Source organism: Bacteroides sp. D2, from assembly GCF_025147085.1.
In the GTDB taxonomy this organism is placed as follows: Bacteria; Bacteroidota; Bacteroidia; order Bacteroidales; family Bacteroidaceae; genus Bacteroides.
In genome coordinates this window covers 5,525,235-5,540,182 of the sequence record NZ_CP102261.1, presented here as the reverse complement: position 1 = coordinate 5,540,182, position 14,948 = coordinate 5,525,235, and the positions used below count along the sequence as shown (strand labels likewise).

Genomic DNA, 14,948 nt, shown 5'->3' with positions numbered 1-14,948 from the left:
TTATGGAATATGTGTATAGAACCCAGGGAACTTGCAGCACCAACATCGAACTGAATGTGGAAGATGGAGTGGTGAAAGAAGTTGCTTTCTGGGGAGGATGTAATGGTAATCTTCAAGGTATTTCCCGCCTTGTGAGAGGAATGAAGGTAGCGGATGTTATCGCAAAACTTGAAGGAGTGCATTGTGGTGGCAGACCGACTTCATGTCCTGACCAATTGTGTCGTGCATTACATGAGATGGGATATTAATCGACTTCTTTTATTTTTGTAAAATTTGATATTTTTCAAGACCTTCGGCAATTTATTTTGTCGAGGGTCTTTTTTTGCGGGAATCCATAGAGGGGGGATCCGGGTGTTGTTTACTTACTTGTCGGTATTTTGAACTAAAATTGACCTTCACTCGTTATTTATAAGTATATTTGTAAGGTTAAAACTATTATGCAAAAATGAAGAATATTTTTCAAGACTTAAAACGCAAAGATCATAAACGCTATCTGGGTGGACTGGATGTTTTTAAATATATTGGTCCGGGGCTTCTGGTTACGGTAGGATTTATTGATCCGGGAAACTGGGCTTCTAACTTCGCCGCCGGTTCCGAATTTGGCTATTCCTTACTTTGGGTGGTTACATTGTCCACTATTATGCTGATTGTGCTTCAGCACAACGTTGCCCACCTGGGGATTGTTACCGGACTTTGCCTTTCGGAGGCGGCCACTAAATACACTCCCAAATGGGTGTCGCGACCTATTCTTGGTACGGCGGTACTGGCGTCGATTTCTACTTCTTTAGCGGAAATTCTGGGAGGTGCCATTGCGTTGGAAATGCTCTTTGATATTCCTATTATATGGGGAGCTGTGTTGACTACGCTTTTTGTCTCTATCATGCTTTTCACTAATTCGTATAAAAAGATAGAGCGTTCCATCATTGCATTTGTCTCCGTTATCGGGCTTTCGTTTATCTACGAACTGTTTCTGGTGGAAATAGACTGGCCGGCTGCAACAGTAGGGTGGGTGACTCCTTCTTTTCCGAAAGGAAGTATGCTGATTATCATGAGTGTGTTGGGAGCGGTAGTGATGCCTCATAATCTGTTTCTTCATTCGGAGGTGATACAGAGTCACGAATATAATAAGAAAGATGATGCTTCTGTTAAGAAGGTTTTGAAATATGAGTTGTTTGATACTCTTTTCTCTATGATTGTCGGCTGGGCGATTAACAGTGCCATGATTCTTCTGGCTGCCGCTACTTTCTTTAAAAGCGGTATTCAGGTAGAGGAACTGCAACAGGCTAAGTCATTGCTCGAACCTTTGTTGGGAAGTAATGCTGCCATCGTATTTGCACTGGCATTGCTGATGGCGGGTATTTCATCCACCATTACGAGCGGAATGGCGGCAGGTTCCATCTTTGCGGGTATTTTCGGTGAATCGTATCATATCAAAGACAGCCACTCGCAGGTAGGAGTCCTTTTATCTCTGGGAATTGCCTTATTGCTGATTTTCTTTATTGGCGATCCTTTCAAAGGATTGATTATTTCGCAGATGATACTTAGTATTCAATTACCTTTCACGGTATTTTTACAGGTGGGACTGACGTCTTCCCGAAAGGTGATGGGAGATTATGTCAATAGTCGTTGGAGCACGTTTGTGTTGTATTCGATTGCCATTATTGTTTCGGTACTGAATATCATGCTTTTGTTTTCTTAAAATGAATATAAATCAATACATATAGATCGATGAAGATTATTACTTATAATGTGAACGGACTACGTGCCGCCGTATCTAAAGGTTTGCCGGAATGGCTGGCGCAGGAGAATCCTGATATTCTTTGTCTGCAAGAGACGAAACTGCAACCGGACCAGTATCCGGGAGAGGTGTTTGAAGCGTTGGGTTACAAGTCTTATTTGTATTCGGCGCAGAAGAAAGGATACAGTGGAGTGGCCATACTTACCAAGCAGGAACCGGACCATGTGGAATATGGGATGGGAATGGAGGCTTATGATAATGAAGGACGTTTTATCCGGGCGGATTTCGGAGACTTATCGGTGGTCAGTGTTTATCACCCTTCGGGGACGAGCGGGGACGAACGCCAGGCTTTTAAAATGGTGTGGCTGGAAGATTTTCAAAAGTATGTGATGGAGTTGCAGAAGTCCCGTCCCAATTTGATTCTTTGTGGCGATTATAATATCTGCCATGAGCCGATCGACATTCATGATCCTGTCCGGAATGCAACAAACAGTGGTTTCCTTCCTGAAGAACGGGAGTGGATGACACGTTTCCTGTCTGCGGGGTATGTTGATTCTTTCCGTACGCTTTGTCCCGAAAAACAGGAATATACCTGGTGGAGCTATCGTTTTAATTCGCGTGCCAAAAATAAGGGCTGGAGAATTGACTATTGCATGGTTAGTGAGCCGGTACGCCCGCTGTTGAAACGTGCGTATATCCTGAATGAGGCCGTACATTCCGATCATTGTCCGATGGCGTTGGAAATATTATAGGATAGTAATACTCAATTTACGGGTGTCTCCTCCGTCGCGAAATTCGCAGAGGTAGACACCTTGCCATGTTCCCAGGTTCAGGCGGTGATTCTTGATGGGGATAGTGACCGAACTTCCTATCAGGGAGGCTTTTATATGGGCGCTCATATCGTCGGGGCCTTCGAGGGTATGGATGAAATAGGGGGCACCGTCGGGAACCAGTTTATTAAAGAATGTCTGGAAGTCATGCCGTACGTCCGGGTCTGCATTTTCGTTGATAGTTAGTCCGGCAGAGGTGTGTTTGATAAAGATTACCAGCAGGCCACTTTCGGGAAGTGCTGGTAGTTGTGAAATGATATCACGCGTGATTAAATGAAATCCACGCGAGTAATGAGGGAGTTGAATATCGAATGTTGTAGCCATTGTTTTATCTCTTAGAATTTGGAGGGTGGATTCAGGTCCACATAGGGGTCGTTGATAGCTGACGCCATCATTGCATTGACGGCAATTCCTGCATCCTCTTTATAATTTCTTCTCTTGTTCCATTCACGTACATCTTTGAGAGTGACATCACGTTTCTTTCTATTTTGAGGGAAACTGTTCCCTTTTTTTCTATCAGCGTATTCGTCTTTGCGGGCTGCGCTCATCATAGCTTGGATGGCGAGGGCAGTCGAATCCTTATAAGTAATTGTTTTGTTCATATTTTCCGGGGTTTTGATTTTTATCTTTGCTACAATATCCGATGCAAAGATACTTTTTTATATTTTTGTGCGAAATAAAAATGCAAAATAGTTTATGGAAGATAGAATACAGAAAGCAGTGGAGCTTTTTAAGAGCGGATACAACTGCTCACAGTCGGTAGTAGCGGCCTTTGCGGATATGTATGGATTTACACAGGAACAGGCGTTGCGTATGGGTGCTTCCTTTGGCGGGGGGATAGGGCGAATGCGTGAAACGTGTGGAGCTGCCTGCGGCATGTTTTTGGTGGCGGGCTTGGAAACCGGCGCTACGGAAGCGACAGACCGGGAAGGAAAAGCTGCCAATTATGCGGTAGTGCAAGAACTGGCGGCTGAATTTAAGAAGCGTAACGGCTCGCTGATTTGTGGCGAATTGTTGGGATTAAAGAAAAAAGATTCCGTTTCAACGATTCCGGAAGAGCGTACTGCTCAATATTATAGCAAGCGTCCCTGCGCTAAAATGGTGGAAGAAGCGGCAAGAATTTGGTCTGAATATCTCGAAAAGCATCCTAAATGAAAGAAAAAATGCTTTTTTATTACAAAAACGATAAAAAAGTGCTCAATAAAGTGTTATATAACATGAAAATAACTATCTTTGTCCCCGAAATAAAATCTGAAAGTCTTTTTGACCGGATGATTTTAAGCATGTCTAACTAAAATTGCAAAGCAAATGTTGAAAGAAAAAGCTGGTGTAATTGCAGGTACTATCTGGAATGCACTGAACGAAACAGAAGGAATGACTGCCAAGCAGCTTAAAAAAGCAACTAAATTGGTTGACAAAGATCTGTTCCTCGGCCTTGGCTGGTTATTGAGAGAAGACAAAGTCTCTGTGGAAGAAGTTGAAGGTGAACTCTTCATCAAATTGATCTAAGCGAGTAACTCACTTAAGCAATAAAAAAATGCGTTGGTACATGATCATAATGTTATCAACGCATTTTTTTTTATTCCGCCATTTACGTATCTTTGCACACCAAAAAGCTAAAATAATAAGAATTCAGAATGAAGAATATTCGCAACTTTTGCATTATTGCTCATATTGACCACGGTAAGTCAACGTTGGCCGACCGTCTGTTGGAGTTTACTAACACCATTCAGGTGACTTCAGGGCAGATGCTTGATAATATGGATCTGGAAAAAGAAAGAGGGATCACTATCAAGAGCCATGCGATCCAGATGGAATATACTTATCAGGGGGAGAAGTATGTCCTTAACCTGATTGATACTCCGGGACACGTGGACTTTTCGTATGAGGTGTCACGTTCTATCGCTGCATGTGAAGGGGCATTGCTGATTGTCGATGCTTCGCAGGGAGTGCAGGCGCAGACGATCTCGAATCTGTATATGGCCATTGAACACGACCTTGAGATTATTCCGGTTATCAATAAATGCGATATGGCGAGCGCCAATCCCGAAGAAGTGGAGGACGAAATCGTTGAACTGTTGGGTTGCAAGCGCGAGGAGGTAATCCGTGCATCCGGTAAAACGGGTATGGGAGTGGAAGAGATACTGGCTGCTGTGATTGAACGTATTCCTCATCCCGAAGGGAATGAAGAGGCGCCGTTGCAGGCTTTGATTTTCGACTCTGTATTCAACTCTTTCCGTGGAATTATAGCTTATTTCAAGATTGAAAACGGCACGATTCGCAAGGGCGACAAGGTGAAGTTTTTCAATACGGGAAAAGAGTATGATGCCGATGAAATAGGGGTGTTGAAAATGGATATGGTGCCTCGTAACGAACTTCGTACGGGGGATGTAGGATATATAATTTCCGGTATCAAAACTTCCAAAGAGGTGAAGGTGGGAGATACCATTACACATATTGCCCGTCCGTGTGACAAGGCTATTGCCGGGTTTGAGGAGGTGAAGCCGATGGTGTTTGCCGGAGTGTACCCGATTGAGGCGGAAGATTTCGAAGATCTTCGCGCGTCTTTGGAAAAGTTGCAGCTGAATGATGCGTCGTTGACTTTCCAGCCGGAGTCTTCATTGGCTTTGGGTTTTGGTTTCCGTTGTGGTTTCCTCGGATTGCTCCACATGGAGATTGTGCAGGAGCGTCTGGACCGTGAGTTTGAGATGAATGTGATTACTACGGTACCGAACGTGTCCTACCATATATATGATAAGCAGGGCAATATGAAGGAGGTGCACAACCCCGGTGGTATGCCCGACCCGACGATGATTGACCATATCGAGGAACCGTATATCAAAGCGTCTATTATTACAACGACTGATTATATCGGTTCGATTATGACGCTTTGTCTGGGTAAACGCGGTGAATTGATTAAACAGGAATATATCTCCGGTAACCGGGTGGAAATCTATTACAATATGCCTTTGGGAGAAATTGTGATTGACTTTTATGATAAGTTGAAGAGTATTTCTAAAGGGTATGCGTCGTTTGATTATCATCCGAATGGTTTCCGTACTTCGAAGCTGGTGAAGCTGGATATTTTGTTGAACGGTGAGCCTGTGGATGCACTTTCTACTTTGACACATATTGACAATGCTTACGATATGGGACGCCGGATGTGTGAGAAGCTGAAAGAGCTTATTCCGCGCCAGCAGTTTGATATTGCCATTCAGGCAGCTATCGGGGCTAAGATTATTTCCCGTGAAACGATTAAGGCTGTTCGTAAGGATGTGACAGCGAAGTGTTATGGTGGTGACGTGAGCCGTAAACGTAAACTGCTTGAAAAGCAGAAAAAAGGTAAAAAACGAATGAAACAAATCGGTAACGTGGAAGTGCCGCAAAAAGCCTTCCTCGCCGTACTGAAGCTGGATTAAAAATACTGCCGCAAGCAATTTTTCAGAGATCTGTTCTGAACAAATTGACTTGCGGTTAGTTTTTAATACACCAGGTGATTGCCTTCTGTCTGGAGAGCTTTCCTTGGCAATTACTTTTTAGCAACAAACAACTATAAATATGAGAAAAGTTCTGTCTTTTTCGGGCTTCCTGATGTTGGGGCTCGTGGTTTCGCAATTCCTGCCGATGATGGCAGGAGATGGGTATGGAGCTGTTAAATCCATATCGAATGTACTACTCTATGTATGCCTTAGTTTTATAATGATTAATGTAGGCCGTGAGTTCGTCCTTGATAAAACGCGGTGGAAAAGTTACGCTCAAGATTATTTTATTGCAATGGCTACGGCTGCTTTACCATGGTTTATGATTGCTATTTATTATGTGTTTATTTTGCTTCCGCCCGAGTTTTGGAATAGTTGGGAAGCATGGAAGGAGAATTTATTGTTAAGCCGTTTTGCTGCACCTACATCAGCCGGTATTCTGTTTACGATGTTGGCGGCTATCGGACTGAAGTCCAGTTGGATTTATAAGAAAATACAGGTATTGGCAATTTTCGATGACTTGGATACGATTCTTTTAATGATTCCTCTTCAGATTATGATGATCGGGCTGCGCTGGCAGTTGATTATTGTGGTGGTGATTGTGTTCTTGTTATTGTCGATCGGCTGGCAAAGATTGAATAAGTATGATTGGCGTCAGGATTGGAAGGCTATCCTCTTTTATTCAGTGATTATATTTCTGGCTACTCAAATACTGTATCTGGGGAGTAAAGAATTGTATGGGGACGAGGGAAGTATTCATATTGAAGTCCTGTTGCCGGCATTTGTTCTGGGTATGATTATGAAACATAAGGAACATGACACACCTGTGGAACGAAAGGTGTCTACCGGGATTTCATTTTTCTTCATGTTTCTGGTGGGAATGAGTATGCCGCATTTTATCGGAGTGAACTTTGCGGAGACTCATGCAGGTTCTTATTCTGTAACGGGATCACAGGAGATGATGTCGTGGGGAATGATTATGTTTCATGTGGTGATTGTCTCTTTATTGTCGAATATAGGAAAGCTTTGTCCGATGTTCTTCTATCGTGACCGGAAATTAAGTGAGCGACTGGCTCTTTCCATCGGTATGTTTACCCGTGGTGAGGTAGGGGCCGGAATCATTTTCATTGCATTGGGATATAACTTGGGTGGTCCGGCATTGGTTATTTCAGTGCTTACTCTGGTATTGAATCTGATTCTGACGGGTATCTTCGTTCTTTGGGTGAAGAATTTGGTTTTGCGGAGTTATGCGGATTGATGTGATATGGAAATGTTGTAGAGCATTTTCTGTTTAGTGTGGAGGTGTGTCGAAACACTTTCTCTAATTTTTTTAGGCACGGATTATACGAATTGCACGGATAAGTTTATTTTCTTTCCGTGTTTATCGTGTAATCCGTGCCTAAATAATATCAGTTAGTAATCTGTCAAATCGTCCTCTACGTCAATAGGGAGAATCTTTTGGCTTTCTTCGTGTGGCAACTGTTCCACTTGCCGCAGTTTGCGTTCGATGGCACGTGTTCGTTTTCCCATGACTTCTTCGAGTTGGTCACCGGCGCTTTGCAAGTTCTTTTGTACTTTTTCAAGTAATCCTCCGAATTTACTGAATTCTGTTTTGACAGCTCCCAATACGGTCCAGACTTCTCCGGTACGTTTTTGGATAGCAAGCGTGCGGAATCCCATCTGGAGACTGTTGAGGATGGCGCCTAATGTTGTCGGACCTGTAACTACAATCTTATACTCCTTTTGGAGTGTTTCGATGAGACTGGTGCGTCGGATTACTTCGGCATATATGCTTTCAAACGGGAGGAACATGATGGCAAAATCTGTGGTAAAAGGCGGGTCTACATATTTATCATGGATGTCTTTTGCCATCTTTTTGATTGTATTTTCCAATTGTTTGCCGGACGATTCCATCAATGCTGCGTCTCCCGCTTCGAATGCGTCATAATATTGTTCGTATACATCTTTCGGAAATTTGGCGTCGATGGGGAGGTAGACGGTGCTGTTGGCGTCATCTTTTCCCGGAAGTTTGATGGCAAATTCTACAAATTCGGTTCCGCTCTTTTTGGTTTTGACATTGGCGTCGTACTGTTCGGGGCTCATCATTTGTTCTAAGAGTGCACCCAGTTGGACTTCGCCGAACGTTCCTCTCATCTTTACGTTGCTCAATACCTTTTTTAGTCCGCCGACATCTTGGGCGAGAGATTTCATTTCTCCCAGTCCTTTTTGTACGTTCTCAAGTTGTGAACGGACGATTTCGAATGATTGGCCGATACGTTCATTCAGGGTTTTCTGGAGCTTTTCTTCCACCATCAGGCGCATATCATCCAGTCGTTTCTCGGTGGATTTCAGTAATGCTTCCTGCTGGCGGGCCATCATGTCAAATTTCTGTCGTTGCAGTTCTCCGGTAGTCATCATATTCTTGTGCAGAACATCTTGGAGCTGTTGCATATTCTGGTTCAGCGTTTGCGTCATTTCCATGCGAAGTTCCCGGATGCTGCGGTTCAGCTCTTCCCGGTTTTCCTGCATTTGCTGGCGCAAGGCTATTTGTAATTGTTCTGCTTGAGTTTGATTGTTGCCTTTGGTTAGTGATAATACAAGTAGGACTATCACTAACACGGCAATAACAATAAGTAGAATCAGTTCCATCAATATGTCAGAATTTCGTTTCCGGTTTCAGTTATCAGAATCATATTTTCCCATTGGGCGGAAGGCAGTCCGTCGTCGGTGCAGACGGTCCATCCGTCGGCATCGTCTACAAACACTTCGTAGGTTCCCATATTAATCATGGGTTCGATGGTGAAGGTCATGCCCGGAACGATCATCATGCCTGTGCCCCGGCGCCCGAAATGTTCTACGTCCGGTTCTTCATGGAATTGCATCCCTACACCATGTCCGCAGAGATCACGGACTACGCTGAATCCGTTCTTTTCTGCATGTTCCTGGATGGCGGCGCCTACATCACCCAGCTGTTTCCAGGGTTGTGCGGCAGCAATTCCTATTTCCATACATTCTTTGGTTACCTGTACTAACTTTTGCATATCAGGATTGACGTCTCCAATCATAAACATACGGGATGCATCGGAAAAATATCCTTTGTAGATGGTGGAAACGTCCACATTGATAATATCTCCGCTTTTCAGAATCTCATTTTTATTGGGTATTCCGTGGCACACTACATCGTTGATGCTGGTACAGACACTTTTGGGAAATCCTTCGTAGTTGAGTGGGGCAGGGATGGCACCGTGACTGGTAGTGAAATCATACACTAGTACATCAATCTCCTCGGTGGACATGCCTTCCCGGATATTCTCTGAAATATAGTCCAGCAGTGCAGTATTGATTTTGGCACTTTCCCGGATACCTTCCAGTTGCTCGGGAGTACGGAGTACTTTGCGCGGTGGAAGTTTATAACCTTGCTTTCTGTATTTCTGTATTTTTGCTTCTACTTCTGCCGGATAATTGGAGGGGGTAAACCGGAATCCCTTGATAAAGTTCTTCATTATTATAGCATATTTAATCGTATGACAAAGGTACGAGAATAAATGGAAAATATGCTTTCTTGTTTTCTAAAACTTTTCGATTCCTGATTGTCGGCACGGGTTACCATTCGTATGAAACACTAATTTGAGGTATCCATTCCCATCTTTTGCGGAGGACATTGTATTGGTATTGTACCCCTGTTTTTATTTTCCAGTTTTTATTTATTTTGAGAACAACATTACTACCCAATTGGGTGGGTTCCACTTCGGAAGGGAGGCCCCGATGTTTTCGGGTATCAAGGTTTTGTACGCCATATATGTTGAGAGACCATTTGGGAGATAAATTATATTCTATTTGGCTTTGGATATGAAAGCAACTGGAATTTTCTGCAAAATTACTTTTACTGTGCAGCACAAGATTCTTGTTTATTCTTAACCAGGAGTAAGTGGGTAAAAAGGTGGAACCCGGTTTTAGGAATGTCTGATAAGTGCGAATGGAAGGTTTCGAAAAAATCATGGAAGATTTTAAAGTCGGTAGTGTGGGATCAAAATCTACGAATGGTTTTCGAGAGTACATGTTTTGCTCTACTTTTTCGATAAACTTTCTATTTATCTTGATCTCCTGATCGGATTCCAGCATTTGCTGAAGTCTCAATGAATCCTGTTTGTTCCATTCTTGTCCTGTTGCGGCTAAGGGAAACAATAATAGGCAAAAAATATTGAATTGATATTTTCGAATGTCCATACACTGTGCTAGTAAAGTTTATTGTATGGACGGTGGAAAACAGGAAATGCTGCTCTAAACGATTAGTGACTGGTAATAATTTCACATAATATGAGAATACTTTTCTTTTATTTATGATAGTTTTTTAGCCTTGAAAACCGGTTGTATCTTCTGAATCTCCGACTCAAAACCAAACCAGTAACCATGTCCTTCTTCATCGGTGGGAAGGAAACATAATCGTAGATTCTCGCGATATGCTCCGTATTCTATTTCCCAGCTTTCAGGTGGTAGCTGTCTTTTGGTTCTTACTTTTTCTGCCGGAGCTTTTTTTAATGACATACCTGCTTCTATCCATGCAATGCTGACTTGTGTCAGGTAGTCGGGATAATGATTCTTGCAGAAGTCATAGAGGATTAATCCTCTTTTTTCCAGGCTAAGAGGGGTGTCAATCACATCTGTTTGAACTAAATGATCGAGTAACTCATGTATAAAATGAGGGTTTTCGAGAATGAGTATCCGTGTGATGCTTCGCCAAGTTGGGGTATTATAGAAACCGTCTAACAGGCGGGACAGATAATGTGCTGTCTGTAATTCATCTACGGTGATCTCACGAGTTTGAAGAACTTCGTATGGAGGGAGTGGAGAGTACTGTATGCCTAACTCGTCCGCTCTTCTTTTCATTTCGGTGCCCGGAAGTAATTTGAGGGATTCCAGTTGGATTTCTCCTGCGCCATACTCTGCTAAAGTACGGACATCATCGAAAATTTCTGATAGATGGTAGAGTGGGAGCCCTGCTATTAAGTCGGCATGAGTTTCCATGTTTTCAAGTGAACATAGATACTTGAGTCCGGCCAGAGCATCGGAGAGTTTTCCTATTCTCCGGCTTTGTTCAAGCACGTTTTCCCGAAGGCTTTGGATTCCGGCTTCCAGGTGTAGCAGTCCTTTAGGAAGGGTGGCTAATTCCCGTTTGAGTTCATCAGAAAGGAGTGCAGGATGAATTTCCAGATGAAAACAGATATCCGGGTATTCGCGGAATAGATTTAGTAATTCTTTTGCCCGTTTGTTGTTGTAATTGAAAGTGCGGTCCAGTACCCGTACATTCTTGATTCTGTGTTGGTGTATCACGTCAAGACGTTTCCGGGTTGCTTCAAGAGATAGGGTGCGAACCGGTTTTTCACCTCCACTGACACAAAAGGCACAGGTGTTAAAACATCCGCGGGTAGTTTCTAATTGCACAAAGGGTTTGCTCCAATTGAAGAAACGGCTCTCTTCAGGAGGGACTAATTCGGAAAAGTTCATGACACGGGCGAGCCCGTTGTCATGGTATGCTTCCGATTCATCCAGATAGCAGAGTCCTGTGATTGATTTCCATTCTTTTCTTGGCTGATTCCACACTTTTAACCATAAAGGAAATACTTCTTCGCCTTCTCCGCGAAACACTCCGCTTACAAATTTGTTTTTATATAAGAAAGCTTCATTATCTCCTAAAAACTCGGGACCTCCGAGTATAACACAGCAGTGAGGTAGTAACGCTTTTGCGCGTGAAACGATGTGCAGGAGTTGCTCGTGATTAAATAGCCAGTTGGTAGCTGCAATGATGTCCGGTTGATGGCGGTAGATTTGATTGACGACACTACCGGTATTTTCATTGATAGTGGCGGAGACCGTACACCATTCAATGTCTGTATTATTTGCTATCTGGGCATGTAAGGCTGGCAATGCCAGCGAAGAATGAGCGTACGAACTATTTAAATCAAGCCAAAGAAGTTTCATGTGGAAAATTTAATATTATCTTTGCAAAGGTACAAAAAACTTGTGGCTTGTGATGTATAGTAAATATAAAATGCTAATTTTGTATTAATAAACGCAATAAACTAGAGAATTATGAAAATGATAAAGAGATATGCAGGTATCTTGATGATGCTGACTTTATTGGTTGGCTTTACTTCGTGTGAAGACGATGAAGATATTTATGATGATTTGATGGGACGCACCTGGGTGGGTGATTTGTGGTTCGGTTCTGATTATAATCCGATAGAAAGTCGTATTCGCTTAGATAATAATGGACTGGGAATAGACTATCAGGTTTATGATTATGATGGTAGACCTGCAGGTGATTTGCCTTTTCGGTGGTGGGTTGATTATGGCACATTGTACCTTGATTATGGACGTGATTTTGCCTTACGTGAGATAAGAGGCGTTCGTGTTAGAGGACGTTATTTGCAAGGTGACTTGTATCTTGATGGAGAATATATTGATTATATTGAGTTGCAGATGCAATAGAATAAGATATGATTTTAAAAGAAAAGGAGTTAAATCAATTGATTTAACTCCTTTTCTTTTTGAACGTATTTTCTTTATTTTTTCAGAAACAACTTCTTAAACTCCGCCGGATAAGGCGTCTCGAACTCCATCAAATCTCCCGTTACCGGATGGTAGAAACAAAGTTTGAAAGCATGGAGTGCCAGTCGTCCGATAGGGTTGGGAGCATCTTCTCTTCCATATCTTCCATCACCGATAATAGGATGTCCTAAATCTTGCATGTGTACACGAATCTGATTCTTTCGGCCGGTTTCCAAATCGAGTTCCAACAGAGAATATCCGTTGGCACGTTTGATGGTCTTATAGTGGGTAATAGATTTTGATCCACCGTCATCATATTCACTGGAACTTACATAAAGCGTTTTATCAGTCAGCCAGGAAACGACTGTATCATAATCTTTTTCCATACTTCCCTCCACCACAGCTACATATCGACGGTCAGTCACGATATCGTGCCAGTTGTCACGTAGTGTCCGCTGTGTTTTTTCGTCTTTAGCAAACATCATCAGGCCGGAAGTGTCCCTGTCCAGGCGGTGAACGATAAACACACGGAATTGACGTCCGGAACGTTGCACGTATTCGTTAAGTATTGTATAGGCTGTGCGCTCTTTCTGTCTTTCTGTATTGACTGATAAAAGTCCCTGCATCTTCTCGACAACAATGATATAGGCATCCTCATACACGATTTTCAGCAGTCTGTTATTAAATTCTTTCTTTCCCTTTTGTTTGCTGATTTGCACTTTCATGCCCGCTTCAAGAGGAAAGTTGAATTGTGTGGTTATCACATTATCAACAAATACAACCCGTTTGCTTAGCAACGATTTTAATTTCGTACGACTTGCGTCCGGCATTTTGGCAGCCAGAAACTCCATTAGTTCCATGGGTTCTTTCACTGCATAATTGGTATATTGAGCACGTGCTTTTTCAGCAGGAGTTCTTCTAGGTCTTTTTCCCATTTCTTTTTTCTTTTGAAATTCTATTATCACCACGGATTATCGAAGTTCCAGCAACACCACATTTTCTACGTGGTGGGTGTGAGGGAACATATCTACCGGTTGAATGGCTTTCACCTTGTATTTCTCATCGAGTAATTGCAAATCCCGTGCTTGAGTGGCAGGATTACAACTTACATACACAATCCGTTTCGGTTCGGCAAACAAGATGACATCAACTACATCCTGGTGCATACCGGCACGAGGAGGATCAGTAATGATTACATCCGGGCGTCCATGCTGATTGATGAAATCCTGCGTCAGTATATCCTTCATATCACCGGCATAAAACAATGCATTCTTGATATCATTGATTTCTGCATTTATCTTTGCGTCTTCGATAGCTTCCGGCACATATTCGATACCGATTACCTGGCGAGCCTGGCGTGATACGAAGTTGGCGATTGTTCCCGTTCCTGTATAGAGGTCATATACCAGTTCGTTGCCTGTTAATCCGGCAAATTCCCGGGCTACTTTATATAAGTTATAAGCCTGTTCCGAGTTGGTCTGATAGAATGATTTCGGTCCCACTTTGAAACGCAGTCCCTCCATTTCTTCAAAGATGTGATCTTTCCCTTTAAATACATGCACATCCAAATCATTGATTGTGTCATTGCACTTATTATTAATAATGTATAGAAGAGAAGTGATTTCTGGGAAAGAGTCCGCTACGAATTGGAGTAACTGCTTGAACAGTTCCATTTCGTGATCTTCTGTAATCTTGCAAATGACGATTACCATCAGTTCGCCAGTTGAAGAGGTGCGTACAATCATATTCCGCAGCATACCTTCCTGTGTGCGCAGATTGATGAAAGAGTAATCGTGCTCGTAAGCGTAGTCACGTACAGCGTTGCGGATACGGTTGGATATATCATCCTGTAACCAGCATTTCTCAATAGCCAGCACCTTGTCAAAGGCTCCCGGAATGTGGAAACCCACCGCATTCATCTGGTCATACTTCACATCCTGACGAACTTCTTCGTTTGTCAACCAGCGTTTATTTGAGAAGGTGAATTCCAGTTTGTTCCTGTAGAATTCCGTCTTGTCAGAACCGAGAATCGGAGAAATTTCGGAAAGTTCGATCTTTCCGATACGTCTCAAATTATCTTCCACTTGCTTTTGCTTATATCTAATCTGCTCCGAATAGGGGAGCACTTGCCACTTGCAGCCACCGCATACGCCATAGTGTTGGCAGAAAGGAACAGCACGATTGGGCGACAGCTCGTGAAACTTCACCGCTTCAGCTTCGGCATATTTATTCTTTTTACGCTTGATTTGCAGGTCTACGACATCACCCGGCACTACATAGGGAACAAAAATCACCAGGTCGTTTACTTTTGCGATGGCTTTTCCTTCGGCAGCCACATCCATGATTGTTACC

16 protein-coding genes are annotated in these 14,948 nt (G+C 42.9%); 8 read left to right on the top strand and 8 right to left on the bottom strand.

Annotated elements, in window-relative coordinates; all coding sequences use genetic code 11:
• The first annotated feature begins 2 nt into the window (after positions 1-2).
• The 3 genes from NQ505_RS20900 to NQ505_RS20890 all read left to right on the top strand — a co-directional run bounded on the left by NQ505_RS20900 (position 3) and on the right by NQ505_RS20890 (position 2,490).
• Positions 3-248, top strand: coding sequence for a TIGR03905 family TSCPD domain-containing protein (locus NQ505_RS20900; protein ID WP_004295596.1), 246 nt, complete (start codon positions 3-5; stop codon positions 246-248).
• 197 nt (positions 249-445) lie between these two features.
• Entirely contained in the window at positions 446-1,699 is a 1,254-nt protein-coding gene (locus NQ505_RS20895; protein ID WP_008998537.1) for an Nramp family divalent metal transporter, read from the top strand.
• Between the two features lie 29 nt (positions 1,700-1,728).
• Entirely contained in the window at positions 1,729-2,490 is a 762-nt protein-coding gene (locus NQ505_RS20890) for an exodeoxyribonuclease III (protein ID WP_004303567.1), read from the top strand.
• Here NQ505_RS20890 and NQ505_RS20885 read toward each other — a convergent pair.
• Complete coding sequence (locus tag NQ505_RS20885; RefSeq protein WP_004317958.1) at positions 2,485-2,892, bottom strand: secondary thiamine-phosphate synthase enzyme YjbQ; 408 nt, start codon at positions 2,890-2,892, stop codon at positions 2,485-2,487. The two genes, NQ505_RS20890 and NQ505_RS20885, sit on opposite strands and share 6 nt — an antisense overlap.
• An 11-nt stretch (positions 2,893-2,903) precedes the next feature.
• Entirely contained in the window at positions 2,904-3,170 is a 267-nt protein-coding gene (locus NQ505_RS20880) for a hypothetical protein (RefSeq protein ID WP_008998536.1), read from the bottom strand.
• Between the two features lie 94 nt (positions 3,171-3,264).
• Here NQ505_RS20880 and NQ505_RS20875 point away from each other — a divergent pair, with 94 nt between their 5' ends.
• The 4 genes from NQ505_RS20875 to NQ505_RS20860 all read left to right on the top strand — a co-directional run bounded on the left by NQ505_RS20875 (position 3,265) and on the right by NQ505_RS20860 (position 7,305).
• The gene (locus NQ505_RS20875) at positions 3,265-3,723 is read left to right on the top strand and encodes a C-GCAxxG-C-C family protein (RefSeq protein WP_008998535.1); all 459 of its coding nucleotides are present in this window, start codon (positions 3,265-3,267) and stop codon (positions 3,721-3,723) included.
• A gap of 153 nt (positions 3,724-3,876) precedes the next feature.
• Complete coding sequence (locus NQ505_RS20870; protein WP_004295603.1) at positions 3,877-4,077, top strand: winged helix-turn-helix domain-containing protein; 201 nt, start codon at positions 3,877-3,879, stop codon at positions 4,075-4,077.
• A 128-nt stretch (positions 4,078-4,205) separates the two neighbouring features.
• Complete coding sequence (lepA, locus tag NQ505_RS20865) at positions 4,206-5,987, top strand: translation elongation factor 4 (RefSeq protein WP_008998533.1); 1,782 nt, start codon at positions 4,206-4,208, stop codon at positions 5,985-5,987.
• A 139-nt stretch (positions 5,988-6,126) separates the two neighbouring features.
• Complete coding sequence (locus NQ505_RS20860; protein ID WP_008998532.1) at positions 6,127-7,305, top strand: hypothetical protein; 1,179 nt, start codon at positions 6,127-6,129, stop codon at positions 7,303-7,305.
• 155 nt (positions 7,306-7,460) lie between these two features.
• On the opposite strand, the gene NQ505_RS20855 is transcribed toward NQ505_RS20860, so the two are convergent.
• The 4 genes from NQ505_RS20855 to NQ505_RS20840 form a co-directional block, all read right to left on the bottom strand.
• Positions 7,461-8,696 carry a DNA recombination protein RmuC gene (locus tag NQ505_RS20855; protein WP_008998531.1) on the bottom strand — a complete coding sequence of 412 codons (1,236 nt, stop codon included), beginning with the start codon at positions 8,694-8,696 and terminating at the stop codon, positions 7,461-7,463.
• Positions 8,696-9,550: a type I methionyl aminopeptidase gene (map, locus tag NQ505_RS20850; RefSeq protein WP_004295607.1), complete on the bottom strand. Its 855-nt coding sequence runs from the start codon at positions 9,548-9,550 to the stop codon at positions 8,696-8,698. Before map ends, NQ505_RS20855 begins: the two co-directional genes overlap by 1 nt.
• 100 nt (positions 9,551-9,650) lie before the next feature.
• Complete coding sequence (locus NQ505_RS20845) at positions 9,651-10,274, bottom strand: DUF4858 domain-containing protein (RefSeq protein WP_008998530.1); 624 nt, start codon at positions 10,272-10,274, stop codon at positions 9,651-9,653.
• 111 nt (positions 10,275-10,385) lie between these two features.
• Positions 10,386-12,026 carry a B12-binding domain-containing radical SAM protein gene (locus NQ505_RS20840; RefSeq protein WP_008998529.1) on the bottom strand — a complete coding sequence of 547 codons (1,641 nt, stop codon included), beginning with the start codon at positions 12,024-12,026 and terminating at the stop codon, positions 10,386-10,388.
• Positions 12,027-12,137: 111 nt separating this feature from the next.
• Here NQ505_RS20840 and NQ505_RS20835 point away from each other — a divergent pair, with 111 nt between their 5' ends.
• On the top strand, positions 12,138-12,536 hold the full coding sequence (locus NQ505_RS20835; protein WP_008998528.1) for a hypothetical protein: 399 nt from the start codon (positions 12,138-12,140) through the stop codon (positions 12,534-12,536).
• Between the two features lie 74 nt (positions 12,537-12,610).
• On the opposite strand, the gene NQ505_RS20830 is transcribed toward NQ505_RS20835, so the two are convergent.
• Positions 12,611-13,531, bottom strand: a complete 921-nt coding sequence (locus NQ505_RS20830) for an RluA family pseudouridine synthase (RefSeq protein ID WP_004303559.1) — start codon at positions 13,529-13,531, stop codon at positions 12,611-12,613.
• A 36-nt stretch (positions 13,532-13,567) separates the two neighbouring features.
• Entirely contained in the window at positions 13,568-14,938 is a 1,371-nt protein-coding gene (rlmD, locus tag NQ505_RS20825; RefSeq protein ID WP_255344620.1) for a 23S rRNA (uracil(1939)-C(5))-methyltransferase RlmD, read from the bottom strand.
• Positions 14,939-14,948: the final 10 nt, after the last annotated feature.

Coding starts and splice junctions, on each gene's coding strand:
- NQ505_RS20830 (WP_004303559.1), bottom strand. CDS start 13,531: ATGGGAAAAAGACCTAGAAGAACTCCTGCTGAAAAAGCACGTGCTCAA.
- NQ505_RS20895 (WP_008998537.1), top strand. CDS start 446: ATGAAGAATATTTTTCAAGACTTAAAACGCAAAGATCATAAACGCTAT.
- NQ505_RS20840 (WP_008998529.1), bottom strand. CDS start 12,026: ATGAAACTTCTTTGGCTTGATTTAAATAGTTCGTACGCTCATTCTTCG.
- NQ505_RS20835 (WP_008998528.1), top strand. CDS start 12,138: ATGAAAATGATAAAGAGATATGCAGGTATCTTGATGATGCTGACTTTA.
- NQ505_RS20890 (WP_004303567.1), top strand. CDS start 1,729: ATGAAGATTATTACTTATAATGTGAACGGACTACGTGCCGCCGTATCT.
- map (WP_004295607.1), bottom strand. CDS start 9,550: ATGAAGAACTTTATCAAGGGATTCCGGTTTACCCCCTCCAATTATCCG.
- NQ505_RS20885 (WP_004317958.1), bottom strand. CDS start 2,892: ATGGCTACAACATTCGATATTCAACTCCCTCATTACTCGCGTGGATTT.
- NQ505_RS20870 (WP_004295603.1), top strand. CDS start 3,877: ATGTTGAAAGAAAAAGCTGGTGTAATTGCAGGTACTATCTGGAATGCA.
- NQ505_RS20875 (WP_008998535.1), top strand. CDS start 3,265: ATGGAAGATAGAATACAGAAAGCAGTGGAGCTTTTTAAGAGCGGATAC.
- NQ505_RS20845 (WP_008998530.1), bottom strand. CDS start 10,274: ATGGACATTCGAAAATATCAATTCAATATTTTTTGCCTATTATTGTTT.
- rlmD (WP_255344620.1), bottom strand. CDS start 14,938: ATGGATGTGGCTGCCGAAGGAAAAGCCATCGCAAAAGTAAACGACCTG.
- NQ505_RS20860 (WP_008998532.1), top strand. CDS start 6,127: ATGAGAAAAGTTCTGTCTTTTTCGGGCTTCCTGATGTTGGGGCTCGTG.
- NQ505_RS20855 (WP_008998531.1), bottom strand. CDS start 8,696: ATGGAACTGATTCTACTTATTGTTATTGCCGTGTTAGTGATAGTCCTA.
- NQ505_RS20880 (WP_008998536.1), bottom strand. CDS start 3,170: ATGAACAAAACAATTACTTATAAGGATTCGACTGCCCTCGCCATCCAA.
- NQ505_RS20900 (WP_004295596.1), top strand. CDS start 3: ATGGAATATGTGTATAGAACCCAGGGAACTTGCAGCACCAACATCGAA.
- lepA (WP_008998533.1), top strand. CDS start 4,206: ATGAAGAATATTCGCAACTTTTGCATTATTGCTCATATTGACCACGGT.